The sequence below is a fragment of the Acinetobacter sp. ATCC 27244 genome (assembly GCF_000156555.1).
Classification (GTDB): Bacteria; Pseudomonadota; Gammaproteobacteria; order Pseudomonadales; family Moraxellaceae; genus Acinetobacter; species Acinetobacter haemolyticus.
Genome location: NZ_GG665955.1, coordinates 36,987 through 51,766, shown reverse-complemented (window position 1 = coordinate 51,766; position 14,780 = coordinate 36,987). Strand labels below are relative to the sequence as shown.

General features: G+C 39.3%; 13 protein-coding genes. 9 read left to right on the top strand and 4 right to left on the bottom strand.

Annotated features, from left to right (window positions below):
* Positions 1–543: RBBP9/YdeN family alpha/beta hydrolase (locus HMPREF0023_RS08485; protein WP_008941842.1), on the top strand; the 543-nt coding region annotated here is incomplete at its 5' end.
* Here the strand turns inward: HMPREF0023_RS08485 and HMPREF0023_RS08480 are convergent.
* Positions 513–1,256: a pantothenate kinase gene (locus HMPREF0023_RS08480; RefSeq protein WP_008941841.1), complete on the bottom strand. Its 744-nt coding sequence runs from the start codon at positions 1,254–1,256 to the stop codon at positions 513–515. The genes HMPREF0023_RS08485 and HMPREF0023_RS08480 overlap by 31 nt on opposite strands.
* Positions 1,257–1,271: 15 nt before the next feature.
* On the bottom strand, positions 1,272–2,027 hold the full coding sequence (locus HMPREF0023_RS08475; protein ID WP_008941840.1) for a biotin--[acetyl-CoA-carboxylase] ligase: 756 nt from the start codon (positions 2,025–2,027) through the stop codon (positions 1,272–1,274).
* 25 nt (positions 2,028–2,052) lie between these two features.
* On the opposite strand from HMPREF0023_RS08475, the gene HMPREF0023_RS08470 reads away from it, so the two are divergent.
* From HMPREF0023_RS08470 to ligA, 5 genes are all read left to right on the top strand, one after another.
* A complete protein-coding gene (locus tag HMPREF0023_RS08470) occupies positions 2,053–2,853 on the top strand; it encodes a sulfite exporter TauE/SafE family protein (RefSeq protein ID WP_005081417.1) in 801 nt (266 codons plus the stop codon).
* Positions 2,854–3,221: 368 nt separating this feature from the next.
* Complete coding sequence (locus tag HMPREF0023_RS08465; RefSeq protein WP_005081419.1) at positions 3,222–3,917, top strand: GntR family transcriptional regulator; 696 nt, start codon at positions 3,222–3,224, stop codon at positions 3,915–3,917.
* Positions 3,918–3,927: 10 nt separating this feature from the next.
* Complete coding sequence (smc, locus tag HMPREF0023_RS08460; RefSeq protein WP_008941839.1) at positions 3,928–7,386, top strand: chromosome segregation protein SMC; 3,459 nt, start codon at positions 3,928–3,930, stop codon at positions 7,384–7,386.
* A gap of 307 nt (positions 7,387–7,693) precedes the next feature.
* Positions 7,694–8,731: a cell division protein ZipA C-terminal FtsZ-binding domain-containing protein gene (locus tag HMPREF0023_RS08455; protein WP_008941838.1), complete on the top strand. Its 1,038-nt coding sequence runs from the start codon at positions 7,694–7,696 to the stop codon at positions 8,729–8,731.
* A 72-nt stretch (positions 8,732–8,803) separates the two neighbouring features.
* On the top strand, positions 8,804–10,831 hold the full coding sequence (ligA, locus tag HMPREF0023_RS08450) for an NAD-dependent DNA ligase LigA (protein ID WP_008941837.1): 2,028 nt from the start codon (positions 8,804–8,806) through the stop codon (positions 10,829–10,831).
* A 55-nt stretch (positions 10,832–10,886) separates the two neighbouring features.
* Here ligA and HMPREF0023_RS08445 read toward each other — a convergent pair whose 3' ends face one another.
* A complete protein-coding gene (locus HMPREF0023_RS08445; RefSeq protein WP_017396565.1) occupies positions 10,887–11,942 on the bottom strand; it encodes an SDR family oxidoreductase in 1,056 nt (351 codons plus the stop codon).
* A gap of 353 nt (positions 11,943–12,295) precedes the next feature.
* On the opposite strand from HMPREF0023_RS08445, the gene ftn reads away from it, so the two are divergent.
* Entirely contained in the window at positions 12,296–12,760 is a 465-nt protein-coding gene (gene ftn, locus HMPREF0023_RS08440) for a heteropolymeric bacterioferritin subunit Ftn (protein WP_004638102.1), read from the top strand.
* 42 nt (positions 12,761–12,802) lie between these two features.
* Here the strand turns inward: ftn and HMPREF0023_RS08435 are convergent, their stop codons facing one another.
* Positions 12,803–13,384 (bottom strand): peroxiredoxin, encoded by a 582-nt coding sequence (locus HMPREF0023_RS08435; protein ID WP_005081431.1) that lies wholly within the window; start codon positions 13,382–13,384, stop codon positions 12,803–12,805.
* A gap of 127 nt (positions 13,385–13,511) precedes the next feature.
* On the opposite strand from HMPREF0023_RS08435, the gene HMPREF0023_RS08430 reads away from it, so the two are divergent.
* Both HMPREF0023_RS08430 and HMPREF0023_RS08425 read left to right on the top strand, forming a co-directional pair.
* Positions 13,512–13,856 carry a DUF6176 family protein gene (locus HMPREF0023_RS08430; protein ID WP_008941835.1) on the top strand — a complete coding sequence of 115 codons (345 nt, stop codon included), beginning with the start codon at positions 13,512–13,514 and terminating at the stop codon, positions 13,854–13,856.
* A 10-nt stretch (positions 13,857–13,866) separates the two neighbouring features.
* Positions 13,867–14,610 (top strand): hydrolase, encoded by a 744-nt coding sequence (locus tag HMPREF0023_RS08425; protein WP_008941834.1) that lies wholly within the window; start codon positions 13,867–13,869, stop codon positions 14,608–14,610.
* Positions 14,611–14,780 lie beyond the last annotated feature (170 nt).

Here is a 14,780-nt window from a genome sequence, read left to right as displayed (position 1 = left end):
AACGCTGATCCAGATCAGCACTGGTATGTTTGGTTGGAACAACAGCTCAAATTGCTTAATGTTACTGTTGAGCGAATTTTTTTAGCAGATGCGAGTCATCCAGATCCTGAGATTTGGCAGACCTGTTTGGAAGCACAGTTAAAAAAAATGGATGAACAAAGTATAGTTGTGGCGCATGGGCTTTCGTGTGTAGCGGTTGCTCGATATCTGACGAAAAAACTGCAACAAAAAACGATAAAGGCAGGCATATTTATTGCTGGTTTTAATGAGTCAATTCCAAATTATCCAGCATTAGATTCATTTATAAATCATTGTAAAATCGATGTTGGAATATTGCGGTTAAATATCCAGCGTAGAGTCGTTATTTTTTCGAGTAACAATCCAATAGTACCTGTTCCATTTAGTTTTAAGTTTTCACATTTACTCAATGCGCAGTTGATCGAAGTGGCACAAGCTGGACATTTTCGTGCAGAAGATGGTTATTCAGAATTTCCTCAACTTTTACCCATTATTCAAGCCTTACTCAAAGTTGAATTAAATTGAACATATTGTCGTAAGCCTTTTAGAAGTAAATCTGGTTCAACTTGTGGTTGGTAATGATTCAGGAACTTTGCAAATAAATTTGCATCTCCACCCGTTAAAATAAGTTTCTTTGGGGATTGCTGCATAATTTGATCAATGCTACTGATCAGTCCCAATAAAATGCCATGATGGACGGCATCGACGGTGTTGTGCCCTGGTTTTAAATTATCAAAAGCCGAATCAGGAATTTTAATGCCTTTGGTATTTTGGATGAGTGCATCTCGTTGTAAATATAAGTTCGGTAAGATATATCCACCAAGATGCTGCATACCTTCTACTAGGTCGATTGTTAGAGCAGTTCCACAACCAATTACGCAATAGTTTTCATTTGCATGCGCAACTGCCAAAACTTGTAACCAACGATCAATCCCGAGTTGGTTTGGTACATCATAACCACATTGCAAACCTGCATAATTTGCATGCACTTTTGCAAAAATGACGGGTATATCAAGGATATCAAGAATACTTTGAATACGTTGATTATTCTCACTGTCCAATACCGAAGAAATTCCGACACGACTGAGGTTTTGGTAGCGAAAATGTTGGATCAAACCTAAGAGTAGATCTGCTGGGGATTGTAAATGTAGTTCAGCGGCATGCTCAATGACATGCTCACCTTCAGTTATCCAATATTTAAGACGTGTATTGCCGATATCTAGCCATAAACTTTTCATAAGTGGTTTTATTCCTTAATGCGATGTAAGTCTTAACCGACCTTGATAAAAAGTTTGCGTGTGATCTGTACGGATAAGGACAGCACCATCATTTGAAATCCCTTGAAAAATACCTTGAACTTTGCCTTGAGTATGTTCAAATTCAACGGGTTGGTTGATCCAAATCGCATGATGATTGAAGCGTTCAGCTAAGTTATAAGAGCCATGTTCAAACCATTGAGCTGCTTGTTGAATCGCTGTATACAATTCTGCAATCAATGTAAGTCGATCAATTTGTTGTAAGCCAAGCATATGCAGTGACGTGATCGCTTGATCTGCATTTTCGACGGGCGGTGTGTTGAGGTTAATGCCTACACCGACAATTGCTTGATTGCTTGATAAAGGTTCAACCAAGATTCCGCCCCATTTACCTTGAGGACTATATAAATCATTGGGCCATTTCACTTGTAGATTTAAACTGTGCAGACTTGGCATTTGTAAAATATTTAATGCAACTTCAAGCGCGAGGCGACCATCCAAGGCCGTTTGACTTTGAATCAATGTGCTTAAATAAATATTGCCTTCTGGTGATGACCAGGCTCTTTGGTGTTGACCGCGACCTTGTGTTTGTTGTTCACTGCACACCAATCCTGTGCTTATACCTTTTCGAGCAATTTCACGCATATCATCGTTGGTTGATGTGGTTGTAGTTTTGAGTAAAACCACTTCGGGAAATTGGCCTTTGGCACTAAGCAATTGCTGTAGTTGACGTGTTACGAAATCATCCATCATTTTTAAGTAGAGTGGTCATGTATTTATGGAGTTAATCATATATTTGCTGATTGGTGCAATTGCTGGATTTACCGCAGGGCTGTTTGGTGTGGGTGGTGGATTAATTATTGTTCCAATTTTATATATTGTCTTTACTCAACTAAATTATGACCCTAACGTCATCATGCATATTGCCGTAGGAACATCTTTGGCGACGATTATTGTGACTTCGATCAGTTCAGTGATGGCTCATCATAAAAAAGGGGCAGTCTTGTGGTCGGTTTTTCGTAATTTGGCACCAGGTTTGGTTCTAGGTTCATTTTTAGGAGCTGGTATTGCAGATCTTATGTCTGGTCAGCATTTGCAATTGGTGATTGGTATATTTGCAATTTGGATGGCATTTAAAATGTTTAGAGGTGCACATGGTGTAGTAGACCCAAATCGCCATTTACCATCCGCTCCGATTCAATTGGCTGCAGGAGGCGGAATTGGAGTCGCATCTGCAATTTTTGGTATCGGTGGGGGGAGCTTAACGGTTCCTTTCCTAAATCGATATGGCGTGGTAATGCAAAAAGCAGTCGCAACTTCTGCGGCATGTGGTTTACCGATCGCGGTTGCTGGTGCAGTGGGGTTTATGTGGTTTGGCACAAAGCAACAGGTCGAGGTACCAAACACCATTGGTTATGTTCATATTTATGCTTTTATAGGCATTAGCATAATGAGTTTTATTACTGCGAAAGTCGGTGCGCGAGTGGCTCATCGTTTGTCTCCAGCGATGTTAAAAAAATGTTTTGCAGGGCTGCTAGTCACAGTAGGCTGTTATTTTGTATATAAAGGGCTTTTTTAAGCCCTTTGGTTAAAAAAACGCAGCTTTTGTGAACTTATTGGAAATTACCAAGATGAATATGGGTTTTGTGTGACTTGTTTGGATTAAATTTTATTTAATGTGATTTACATCAATAATTTCTTTATTGGTTTTATGTTTCAGATATATGGTTGATCGCTAAAATTTATACATAAATATTTGATATTAAAAGTAGAAAAGTTAATGTTTTTATTGAAAACAGGGGGCTGCGTGGTTTTTTTCCATATGATTGGCTTAAAAAGCAATAAAATTGTCAGACAATGATATAGAATTTATAGCGCCAGATCAGTTAAAACAAAAAAGCGCAAATAGCATTGGACAATGCGTATAACAAAGATAGCGAGGGGCCCATGAATCTTGAAGAGGCTGATAGTCTTTCTGAACAGATTGCAAAATATATTAGTGAACAAATCATTAGCGGTGAGTTGGTTGAGGGTGAACGCATCCAAGAATTACGTATCGCTAAAGAATTGGATGTCAGTCGGGGTTCTGTCCGTGAAGCATTATTATTACTAGAACGTACTTATCTGATCGAAATTTTCCCACGTCGTGGTGCGATTGTTTCTGAAATGTCCGCTCAACAGGTTAAAGCCTTGTTTGATACCAACGTCATGGTGCTTGGGCATATTGTGCAGCGGATTAGTGAGACATGGCGTGTCAACGAAGCTGAACAATTGCAAGTTATGTTGGATCAGTTGGTTGAATTTGTAAGAGCTGGAGATATTGAGAAATTTTATGATGCGATTTTTAATTATTTAGCTGAACAGCATGACATGGTAGCAAATCCTTATTTAATGCAATTCTATAAAGAACTGTTGCCATCTCTACGTCGTAGTTATTTTTTGACCTTAAATACCTCACGTCGTGAGCTGCAAGAATCATTTACGCTATTTAAGCTCGTGATTGATGCTATTTTGATCCGAAAATCACAACAAGCTGCTTTATTTATGGAAGATTTTTGTCGACACTTGCGTAACCTTGTGTTGGAATCTCTGACACGTATGAAACAGATTGAATTGGCTTGGGCGAGACGCTCACGCCGTTAGTTAGGGCAGTATGCGTTTAAGCAGTTTAAAACTTTCAGGCTTTAAATCTTTTGCCGATAGTACCACTTTACATTTTAAGGCCAACCGTACTGCGGTTGTTGGGCCGAACGGTTGTGGAAAGTCGAATGTCATTGATGCGATTCGTTGGGTTATGGGCGAGTCCAACGCACGTCAATTGCGTGGCGGCAGTATGCAGGATGTTATTTTCACAGGGACATCCAAGCGAAAGCCTGTCGGTGTGGCCAGTGTAGAACTTCGTTTTGATAATACCTATGGCAAATTAGGCGGCGCTTATAATGCTTACAATGAGCTTGCTGTTCGTCGTCAAGTGACGCGTGAAGGTAAGTCGGAATACTTCTTAAATGGTACACGATGTCGTCGTCGTGATATTACCGATATTTTCTTGGGTACAGGCTTAGGACCGCGTTCTTATGCGGTGATTGAGCAGGGCATGATTAGCCGTCTGGTCGAAGCCAAACCTGAAGAAATGCGTGTGTTTATTGAAGAAGCGGCAGGCGTTTCCCGCTATCAGGCACGTCGTCGTGAGACGCTACAGCATTTAGAACATACCGAACAGAATCTAGCGCGTTTAGAAGATATCGCTGTCGAGTTAAAATCACAGCTAAGAACGCTAAAACGTCAGTCTGAAGCTGCAATTCAATATAAAACGTTAGAAAGCCAAATTCGTCATTTAAAAATTGAAATCCTTTCTTTTCAAGCCAATCAAAGTCACAAGTTACAACAAGAATATACAGTTGAAATGACAGAACTTGGTGAGCGTTTCAAACTGGTTCGTTCTGAGTCAAATACCATTGAGCATGACCTTGAAGCGACCAGTGCATTATTCCAGCGTCTAATTCAACAATCATCGCCTTTGCAGCAGGAATGGCAGCAGGCAGAGAAAAAACTTGCTGAACTGAAAATGACACTGGAGCAGAAACAAAGTCTATTTCAGCAAAATAGTAGTAGTTTGGCTCAACTTGAGCAGCAAAAACTTCAAACCAAAGAGCGCTTACAATTATCAGAGTTACAGGTAGAAACGCTTAGCACTCAGTTTGATGAGCAAAATGAAACATTGCTGGCATTAGAACAGCAAACGCAATCATCTGAGCAAAACTTTACGGATGTTCAAGCCCAGCAAAAACAAGCCCAACAGCAATTTGAGCAACTCAAGACTCAAGTTGAGCAGCAACAGCAAAAAAAGTTGCAAATGGTAGCGCAAATTGAGCAATTGACGAAAAATATTTCAAGACTTGAACAACAAAAGCAGACCTTACAAGTACAAACCAGTCAGATTCGTGCACAAGTTCAGAATGATGAGCAAGAACAGCTCGAACAATTACAGCAACAATTGCAGCAGGAAATTGTTCTGTTAGAAACTGCAATTGACCAGTTACAGTACGAGGTACAGACACAGCAAGATCAGCAACAGTCAAATAAGACGGATTTACAAAGCCTAAAAACAGAGATTCAGGTTTTATTGGCTGAACAAAAAAACTTAAATCAATTCGTTGCAAAACAAAGTCCAAAGCATGATCAGAATGCAGTACGGTTGATGCAAAGCTTGCGTTTAACTGCTCAAGGCAAAGCTCATGCTGTGATCATTGAAAAATTTTTAGCTAAATGGTTGCAAGCGCAGCTGATTGAGAGTGGACAAACATTCCAAGAAGATGTGGCGCGTCAGTTAAAATCATCTACGCAGCAAAAGATTCAAATACAACAACTGCGGTGTTTAAGTGATTTTATTGAAGCTCCCCAATCTTCGCTCTGGGCAAATGTTGCCGTTGCAGATGATTTAACGACAGCATTGGGTTATCAGTCTGATCTTAATCATGCACAATCAATTCTGACGCTTGATGGTTATCATATTGGTGCGGATTGGATGATTGGTCTGCATTATGATGAAGATAGTCAAAGTGCACAGGGCGTGCTAAGCCATCAAGTGCGTTTAGAGGAAATCGAACAGCAACTTGCAGAAAAGCAGCCACAGTTACTTGATTTGGAAAATCAATTTTCGCAACAACAGCAAAGCTTGCAGCAGCAACAGCAGACCTTAGAGCAACAACAGCAAAGTCTGAAGCAAAAGCAAAAAGAGTTACAACAACTCGATGTGCAAATTGCCAAGCTACAAAGTACGGCACAGGCATTTGTGGTACAGCAACAACAGTTAGCAGATCAACTTAAACAATTGGATGTGCAACTCGAAGAAGATGCAATGCAGCGTGATGATTTAGAGATTGATCTACATGCTCTTGCACTCAAATTAGAAGCGGTTTTACCGAACTATAAAACCTTGCAGTTTCAGGTTGAAAGTCTGAATGAACAGTTAGATGAGCAGCAACAGCAACTCACACAACAACAGCAGCAACGAGAGACACTTCGCCGTCAAACCTCACAGGCTAATCAGCAAATTGAATTATTAGAGAAAGATATTTCTTTCTTAAAAACACAATATCGACAGATTATCGAGCAAATAGAGCAGGCAAAGAAATTTGTTGATCCGATTCAATTGGAGCTTCCAAATTTAGAGTCGCAGTTTCAAGAACAGTTTCAACAAACAGAAAAATTGCAAAAAAACTGGAATGAATGGCAGCTTGAGCTGAATCAGGTTCAAGAAAAACAGCAACATTTGACTGAGCAACGTCATCAAGCCCAACAAAAAGATGAACAAGTGCGTGAGCAGTTAGAGCAAAAGCGTCTGGCTTGGCAGGCAGCTAAATCAGATCGGGAGCACTATCTCGATCAGCTAAAAGAATTAAACGCTGAGGTTCTCCAAGATGTATCGATTGAAATTAAAGAACATCAGCAGAAACTTGAAAAAGCACAGCAACAATTTGAAAAAATTGGTGCGGTGAATTTGGCAGCTTCACAAGAATATGAGGAAGTTTCTCAGCGTTTTGATGAACTCAATCATCAAATGCAGGATTTGCAAAATACTGTAGATCAGCTCAAAGCTGCGATGAAGAGTATTGATCAAGAAACACGTAAGTTGTTTATGACAACATTTGATCAGGTCAATCAAGAGTTACAAATGTTGTTTCCGAAAGTGTTTGGTGGTGGTGAAGCGACACTCAGCCTCGAAGATGATTGGCAATCAGGCGTAAAGTTGATGGCGCGCCCACCTGGTAAGCGGAATAGTTCCTTGGCCCTACTTTCAGGTGGAGAAAAGACTTTAACTGCTTTAGCTTTGGTTTTTGCGATCTTTAGATTAAATCCAGCACCATTTTGTGTTTTGGATGAGGTCGATGCGCCATTGGATGATGCAAATGTGCAGCGGTATTGTAATTTGGTAAAAGAGCTTTCTGAACAAGTGCAATTCATTTACATTACACATAATAAATTGGCAATGACAATGGCGACAGATTTGTTGGGTGTAACCATGCCAGAGCCAGGTACATCAAAATTAGTGACTGTTGATCTGGGGGATGTTGATATTCCACACATGCTTGCGACAGAGGACATTTCTTAGGCGATGCTAGGCACGAATTACGTAATTTAGTTATTCTAAATAAGTAATGAGTAACAACGCAGCGGCAAAAAATGTCCCTGTCCTTGAGCTTCGCCTTGCGCTGCGATCAAAGCAGTGCTTTGCTCTTGCTCAGGATTATGGCTAAAACTGCCGTAAACTTCGTTATGAAATTTGACAAGGGAAGTACCATTGTCTGCATTTCATGCCTTGTTTACGTGGTTTTAGCCAATAACGCAGGCATGGCTGAAATAGTCATCATTCCCCCCTAAACAGGCAAAAGAATACGGGTTAGTTGCGGAGTCCTAGTATGGAAGTGAATACAATAATAGGCATTGTTGTCGCCGTTGTGATTATGCTTGTTGGTTTGACCATGATTTTAAGAAAACCAAAACCAGTTGAACCTTCATTAGAAGCAGAATTACATATTAATCCTGAAAGTAATCAGCCTGTAATTCCTCGTCATGTACGAGACCAACTGCTACAAAATGACGTGGCGAGTCCAAGCGCACGTGTTGAACCTCGTTTAAATGATGAAGTGGTTGGGGTCGAACCACAAGATGAATCACCAAAACAAGAGGTGATTGTTGAAGAAAAAGTCGAACAACAGCTAGATGAGAAAGCCGAAGACACCAGCAGTGAGGTTGTAGTTACCTCGGAAACAGGTACTGAAGAAGAGAAATTGACACAGGAAACGACAGAAACTGCCCCATCACTTACCGAACAAGTTGTGAAGGTTGAAGAGTCGGATAAAACCACAGAGGAAACTCAGTCAGAGCAAGTTAAAAGTGAACCAGAGCTGAGTTTAAATCCTAATATTGAAACGGTTGAAATCGCTGAATTTGATGGAGAAAGCAATATTCTGGATGTACATTTGCATGAACAACAGCGTTATGATGATGAAAGTGCATTGGCAACAGCTGAACAAATTATTGCATTAAATGTTTATCCAAATCCTCGCCGTGCCTTGTCTGGTGATAAAGCGTTAAAAGTTTTACTCAAATATGGTTTACGCTATGGAGAAATGTCTTGCTTCCATCGTTATGAAAATACCGATGAGCCAAGTGCTTTAATGTTCTCTGTCTTACGTATTACCGATCATGGGCCTGCAGGTTTCGATTTGGAAACATTGTCAGGTGAACAAGTTCAAGGCTTAGCATTTTTCTTGGCTTTACCGAATAGCAAAGCTGTTACGGGTTATGACATGATGACCAGTATTGCAGGTTTAATTGCGCGTGAAGTTGATGGTAAAGTCTATGATGAAAATAACTTAGAATTTACACCGCAATTGAAAGAACATTGGCGTCATCATGTGATTGACTATCGTTCAAATCAAGCAGCGACCTAATTAATCTTTTATAATGAATTGAGTGAAAAGTTATAGGGCGGTTTTTCCGCCCTTTTATATGGTGAAAAGTAAATGGAACATAATTCAGTGATTGAGCAAATGCGTCAATTGATTCAGCTCATTGCAAAACACAATCATGCTTACTATGTGATGGATCAACCTTCAATTTCAGATAGTGAATATGACCATTTATTTCATCAGCTTAAAGCATTAGAACAACAATATCCTGAATGCATCCAAGCGGATACCCCAACCAATAAAGTGGGTGGTCAAGCACTGTCGAAATTTGAAAGTGTGACCCATGTAGTGCCGATGTTGTCATTGGGCAATGTCTTTAATCAAGAAGAGTTATTTGCTTTTGCCCGTCGCATAGATGAACGTTTACCCAATCAGAAAGTGCAATATGAAGTCGAGCTGAAACTAGATGGTTTAGCGATCTCACTTTGGTATGAAAATGGTGTGTTGGTACGTGGCGTGACGCGTGGCGATGGTGAAACTGGTGAAGATATTACTCAGAACGTGAAGACCATTCGCAATTTGCCGAAGGTTCTATCAGGTCAATCTCAAGCTATACCACAGCTTTTAGAAGTGCGTGGTGAAGTATTAATGCCAAAACAAGGGTTTGAAAAGCTTAATGCTGATCAAGCGGCCAAAGGTGAAAAAACTTTTGCGAACCCCCGAAACGCTGCAGCTGGTAGTTTAAGACAACTTGATCCTAATATCGCAGCATCACGTCCTTTAGCATTCTATGCTTATGGGATCGCACAGTGTCAACCACATCATGGTTTAGCAACGATGCATGACAGTTTGCATTGGCTTACCAAATTTGGTTTTGAAATCGCCGAAAGACAATATCTTTGCGAGTCGATTGAAGAAGTTCAACAACGTTATGAGCAGATTCAACAAGAACGCCCAGATTTAAATGTTGAAATTGATGGCATGGTGGTAAAGGTCGATGACCTGAAACAGCAACAACAATTGGGCTTCTTAAGTCGTGAACCACGCTGGGCAACTGCTTATAAATTTCCAGCACAAGCAGCTTTAACCAAAGTCGAAAATATAGATTGGCAAGTCGGACGTACCGGAACACTGACACCGGTTGCTCGTCTTACACCTGTATTTGTCGGTGGTGTAACTGTTTCGAATGTGACTTTACACAATATCGGGGAAATTCATCGTTTAGATGTACGTGTTGGTGACACGGTGAGTGTATATCGTACTGGTGATGTGATTCCAAAGGTTGAGAAAGTTTGGGCTGAGTTCCGACCTACCGATGCGGAGATTGTTCATCTCCCTACGAATTGTCCAGTATGTGATTCACCAGTGGTCATGCCAGAAGGCGAAGCTTTAGCACGTTGTTCTGGTGGCTTGTATTGTGCTGCGCAACGTATTGAAGCCATTCGACACTTTGTTTCACGTAAAGCTCTTGATATCGAGGGTTTGGGTGATCGTTGGGTTGAGTCATTGTTACATCTTGATTTACTGAAAGATGTGGCTGATATTTATCACTTACATACACATCGTGAAAAGCTTCTGACGATTGAGAAGATGGGCGAGAAGTCTGTACAGAATCTGATTGATGCAATTGATGCCAGTAAGAAAACCACGTTAGCGCGTTTTATCTATGGTTTGGGTATTCGTGGTGTTGGTGAAACGACAGCACGTATGCTTGCAAATACGTTTCAAACCTTGGATGCCTTGAAAGCAGCTGATGTTGAATCCCTTAAGAAAACGCCTGATGTCGGTGATATTACCGCTGAATGGATCGCTGACTTTTTCCAAGCACCGCATAATATTGAAGTGTTAGATCGTTTAATGGCAGCAGGTATTCATTGGGATGCACCAACAGCACCGACTCGTCAGCCATTAAATGGTGAGAGTTGGGTCGTCACAGGAACATTGGAAAGTATGGGACGTGATGAGGCAACACAACGTCTTCAAGCGCTGGGTGCTCGAGTAAGTGGCAGTGTATCCAGTAAAACCAAATGTGTAGTTGCGGGTGAGAAAGCAGGCAGTAAATTAGAAAAAGCGCAAAAATTAGAAATTCGAGTAATGAATGAGCAAGAATTTTTAGACTTTTTGGCTCAATATCAAGCCTAATTGAGTTGAAGATTTGAACAAATAAAAGCCGCTTTAAAAGCGGCTTTTTGATGAGTTAAAGATATTTTTTAACGACACCATCATCGAGTAATTGTTGAAAGTGTTCAACGACGCTAGATTCAATATCTCGGTATTGTATTCCCAGCTCTTGTTGACTCTTTCTCGCATTAAAATAAATTGGATAACCCATATTGAGTTCAACGAATGATCTCGAAAATCCAGCGAATGGTCCAAATAATTTAAATGCTGATTTTGGTAATTGATTACGAGGAAAAGGAAAACGATTGCCAAAATTCTGACGTAAGATTTTCCCCATTTCCAATAAACTTAAAGTTCCACCACTGATAATATAGCGTCCTTTTGCATTGGTGTTACTTGCTGCTTGAATATGCGCATCAGCTACATCACGGACATCAACGATGCCATTCCACATGGGCGGTACACCGAGTAAGGTCATACCATTGGCAAATTGCTGTAAAACTTCAACACTACCTGATTGTGTATTGGCAGTTAATGATGGTCCCATCACCAATGCTGGATTAATGCAGACTAAATCCCAACGATTTTGTTGTTCAGCCATTTCCCAGGCTTTACGTTCTGCTGCAACTTTTGAAAATGGATAAGGTTGATGAGTTTCACTGCTGGTATTGTTCCAGTGGCTTTCATCAAATTCATTGTTTTTAGTATCAAGAATCTCAATCGCATCGCCATAAGTTGATGCAATACTTGATGTCAGTACCACACGTTTGACTGATTCAGTTCGATTGACGCTGTTTAGTACATTCTCAGTACCGATTACAGCTGGTTCAATAATATCTTTGACCGCATCTTTATAGTTGGTCACAACGAAAGGTGAGGCGGTATGAATAACGATTTCACATCCTTTCATAGACTCATCAAAAGCGCCAGCTTGTAGTAAGTCTGCTTTAAAAAAATGAATTTGCCCTGAAGATTTTTCTGCGATGTCGTACAGATGTTGGATTTTATCCTTTTTTGATGGATCTCGAACCGTTGCATGAACGATGTATCCTTGATTCAAAAGTCGTTCAATAATCCAACCAGCAATATAACCGGTTGCCCCAGTAACTAAAATCGGTTTGCTTTTATCCATTTTGTATATCCGCATGATACTTTTTTGTAAGTGATTCTATTTAACGAATTTTATCTAAATACACAATGGTTGAAAGAATTTCTTACTTTTTTACTTGAAAAATGAGTTAAATAAGAAGCATTGCTAACCGTTACAAAAATTAAAATAAAGCGGTTTTTGATCTTTCATAGCTATTTAAATACATGAGTTGATTGCAAGCGCTTATTTTATTTCAATAAATTGGATTAATTAGAACTGTAAATGCGTATGTTTCTCATTTTAATTTTATAAAAATCATGGGTTTACGTGTTTTTGATTTTTGCAATTTTATTCAAACTTACGCATAATAACGTTAATCGATAGGAGTAAATATTATGCGTGGCAATCCAGAAGTCGTCGACTATTTAAATATGCTCATTGGCGGTGAATTGGCTGCTCGTGATCAATATTTAATTCATTCAAGAATGTATGAAGATTGGGGTTTAACCAAGATTTATGAGCGTATTGACCATGAAATGCAAGAAGAAGCATCTCATGCTGATGCGATTATTCGTCGTGTTCTTTTTTTAGAAGCAAAACCAAATATGAACCGCGAAGACATCAATGTTGGTACGGATGTTGTAAGTTGTTTAAAAGCAGATTTAGCACTTGAATATCATGTTCGTGAGAAACTAGCGATAGGTATTAAGTTGTGTGAAGAGAAAGGTGATTTTATTAGCCGAGATATGTTGCGTCAGCAACTTTCAGACACGGAAGAGGATCACACCTATTGGTTAGAAAAACAACTACGTTTGATCGAGTTGATTGGCTTACAGAATTATATTCAATCGCAAATGTAAGATATTTGAAAAAACTCAGCCTTGGCTGAGTTTTTTATACAATCATGATTTATTTTTTTGCAAGGTTTTTAGGTCTTTTAGAACCTGATCAGCATGAGTTTGTGTATTAACACTTGTATAGTGATATATCACCGCACCTTTTGGATCAATTAGAAAGCTTTCTCGTTTAGCGATTTTAGTAATACCTAGATTTCTCACGATGCCAAATTTTCCAGCAAGCGTTCCTTTTTCATCTGCCAGAATTGGAAAGGGTAAGCCTAGCTTTTCTGAAAATTTTTGATGTGAAGCAACATCGTCTAAACTGGCGCCTAGTACAACAGCATTTGATTGTAAAAACTCAGGGTAGAGTGCTTTGAATTGATTGGCTTCTTGAGTACATCCAGCTGTGTCATCTTTAGGGTAAAAATAAAGTACGATCCACTTACCTTTATATTGATCTAGGGTATGCCATTTGCCATTTTGATCTTGTAATTTGAAATCTGGTGCTGAGTGTCCAACCCATTCTTTTTGTGCTGTATTCTGTTTAGAAAACAAAGTATTTTGTGCGGAGCTTAAACTGGGTGTAGTCAATAAAAACAGTGAACTACACACTATAAGAACTTTGGACTTTATTGTGTTCATCATCATGATCTCAACGTATGATAGATACTTACTTTAGCAAATTTAGAAATTTGATGTGTTAGTAAATTTTTTACAGAGGTTTTACGCTATATCAGTGTAAAAGTAGAGGGTAATAAATAAAGGAAAAGAAATGGACGTGGGCGCAGTTTTGATCAAATTAAAGCAAGATAGCTTAATAAATGTAGAAGCATGGAAAAGAGAAATTGAACAACGGAAAGATGAAGCTATTCAGACCTTACAAGCAGAAGGTGTGACAATTGAATCTTGGTTTCATTTAGAATTGGATGGGAATAATTATTTAATCGCATATATGCGAGCGAATGACATTGCTCATGCTCAGCAAGTTGCACGAAATAGTCCTTTTGAAATTGATAAGGTTCATAAACAGTTCAAACAAAATTGGGAGAGAGTAATTCCCGCAAATCTATTGGTAGATTTAGAAAATAATGATTATAAAGAGATATTATTTTTTTAAGTTTGAATGATTGGGTCATAAGTTGAAGTATAAAATTTTACTCATCACTGGATGGGGTGGTGGATCTGAATTATTAAAACCTTTACATGACGGATTGGAGCAAAAAGGACATATCGTTGAACGAATTAATATCTTTAATGCGCTAGATAATGAAATCCTGCAACAGCATGTTGAGCTCGCAGTAAAATTTGATGTCATTGTGGGATGGTCACTGGGTGGTCAACTGGCAACAATATTAGTCGATCATATCCAGCAACAATATGCAGAACAGAAGACGTTAATCACTTTGGCTTCGAATCCATGTTTTGTCGCGCAAGCTGATTGGACGACAGCCATGCCAGTAGAAACTTTTATGCAGTTTAAACAGTCATTTGAACATGATGCAATTACGACTTTAAAGCGTTTTGGTTTGTTAGTCTGTCAAGGTGCTAGTTCAGCAAAAAAAGACTTCTTAGCTATGCAAAAATTGATTCTTCCTCAACCAATTGCATTGCTTCGGGATGGGTTGCAGCTGTTGGAACAATTAAATCTAGTTAAAGTCTATGAAAACTATCAAGGTAGGCAGTTACATGTCTTCGCAGAGCATGATGCTTTAGTTCCTTACCAAGTTGCCCAAAATATCCAGAATTTAGCTGCAAAAAATCTAACTGTTGTTTCTATTGATGATGCTTCTCATGGTTTTCCATGTTTTATGGTGGAGCAGACTGTGCAAGTAATTGAAGATTTTATTTACTCAACGTTCAATCTTGCTTGAAATGAAAGTTCTCGCAATATATTTTAGATTTTGACAAGTTTAAGATAAAACCTATTTTATAGATCTAACGGAATCGTGCCGAGTACTCATCCATTTTCAGGATATGCCTTCGGCGACCTACCTTACGAAACGATGTTTCTCATTTCGGGAAAAGTAGGCAAAACCATTTG

Bases quoted from the DNA above. Each gene is read 5' to 3' on its own strand.
- HMPREF0023_RS08480 (WP_008941841.1), bottom strand. From the start codon at position 1,256: ATGAAAAGTTTATGGCTAGATATCGGCAATACACGTCTTAAATATTGG.
- HMPREF0023_RS08475 (WP_008941840.1), bottom strand. From the start codon at position 2,027: ATGATGGATGATTTCGTAACACGTCAACTACAGCAATTGCTTAGTGCC.
- HMPREF0023_RS08470 (WP_005081417.1), top strand. From the start codon at position 2,053: ATGGAGTTAATCATATATTTGCTGATTGGTGCAATTGCTGGATTTACC.
- HMPREF0023_RS08465 (WP_005081419.1), top strand. From the start codon at position 3,222: ATGAATCTTGAAGAGGCTGATAGTCTTTCTGAACAGATTGCAAAATAT.
- smc (WP_008941839.1), top strand. From the start codon at position 3,928: ATGCGTTTAAGCAGTTTAAAACTTTCAGGCTTTAAATCTTTTGCCGAT.
- HMPREF0023_RS08455 (WP_008941838.1), top strand. From the start codon at position 7,694: ATGGAAGTGAATACAATAATAGGCATTGTTGTCGCCGTTGTGATTATG.
- ligA (WP_008941837.1), top strand. From the start codon at position 8,804: ATGGAACATAATTCAGTGATTGAGCAAATGCGTCAATTGATTCAGCTC.
- HMPREF0023_RS08445 (WP_017396565.1), bottom strand. From the start codon at position 11,942: ATGGATAAAAGCAAACCGATTTTAGTTACTGGGGCAACCGGTTATATT.
- ftn (WP_004638102.1), top strand. From the start codon at position 12,296: ATGCGTGGCAATCCAGAAGTCGTCGACTATTTAAATATGCTCATTGGC.
- HMPREF0023_RS08435 (WP_005081431.1), bottom strand. From the start codon at position 13,384: ATGATGAACACAATAAAGTCCAAAGTTCTTATAGTGTGTAGTTCACTG.
- HMPREF0023_RS08430 (WP_008941835.1), top strand. From the start codon at position 13,512: ATGGACGTGGGCGCAGTTTTGATCAAATTAAAGCAAGATAGCTTAATA.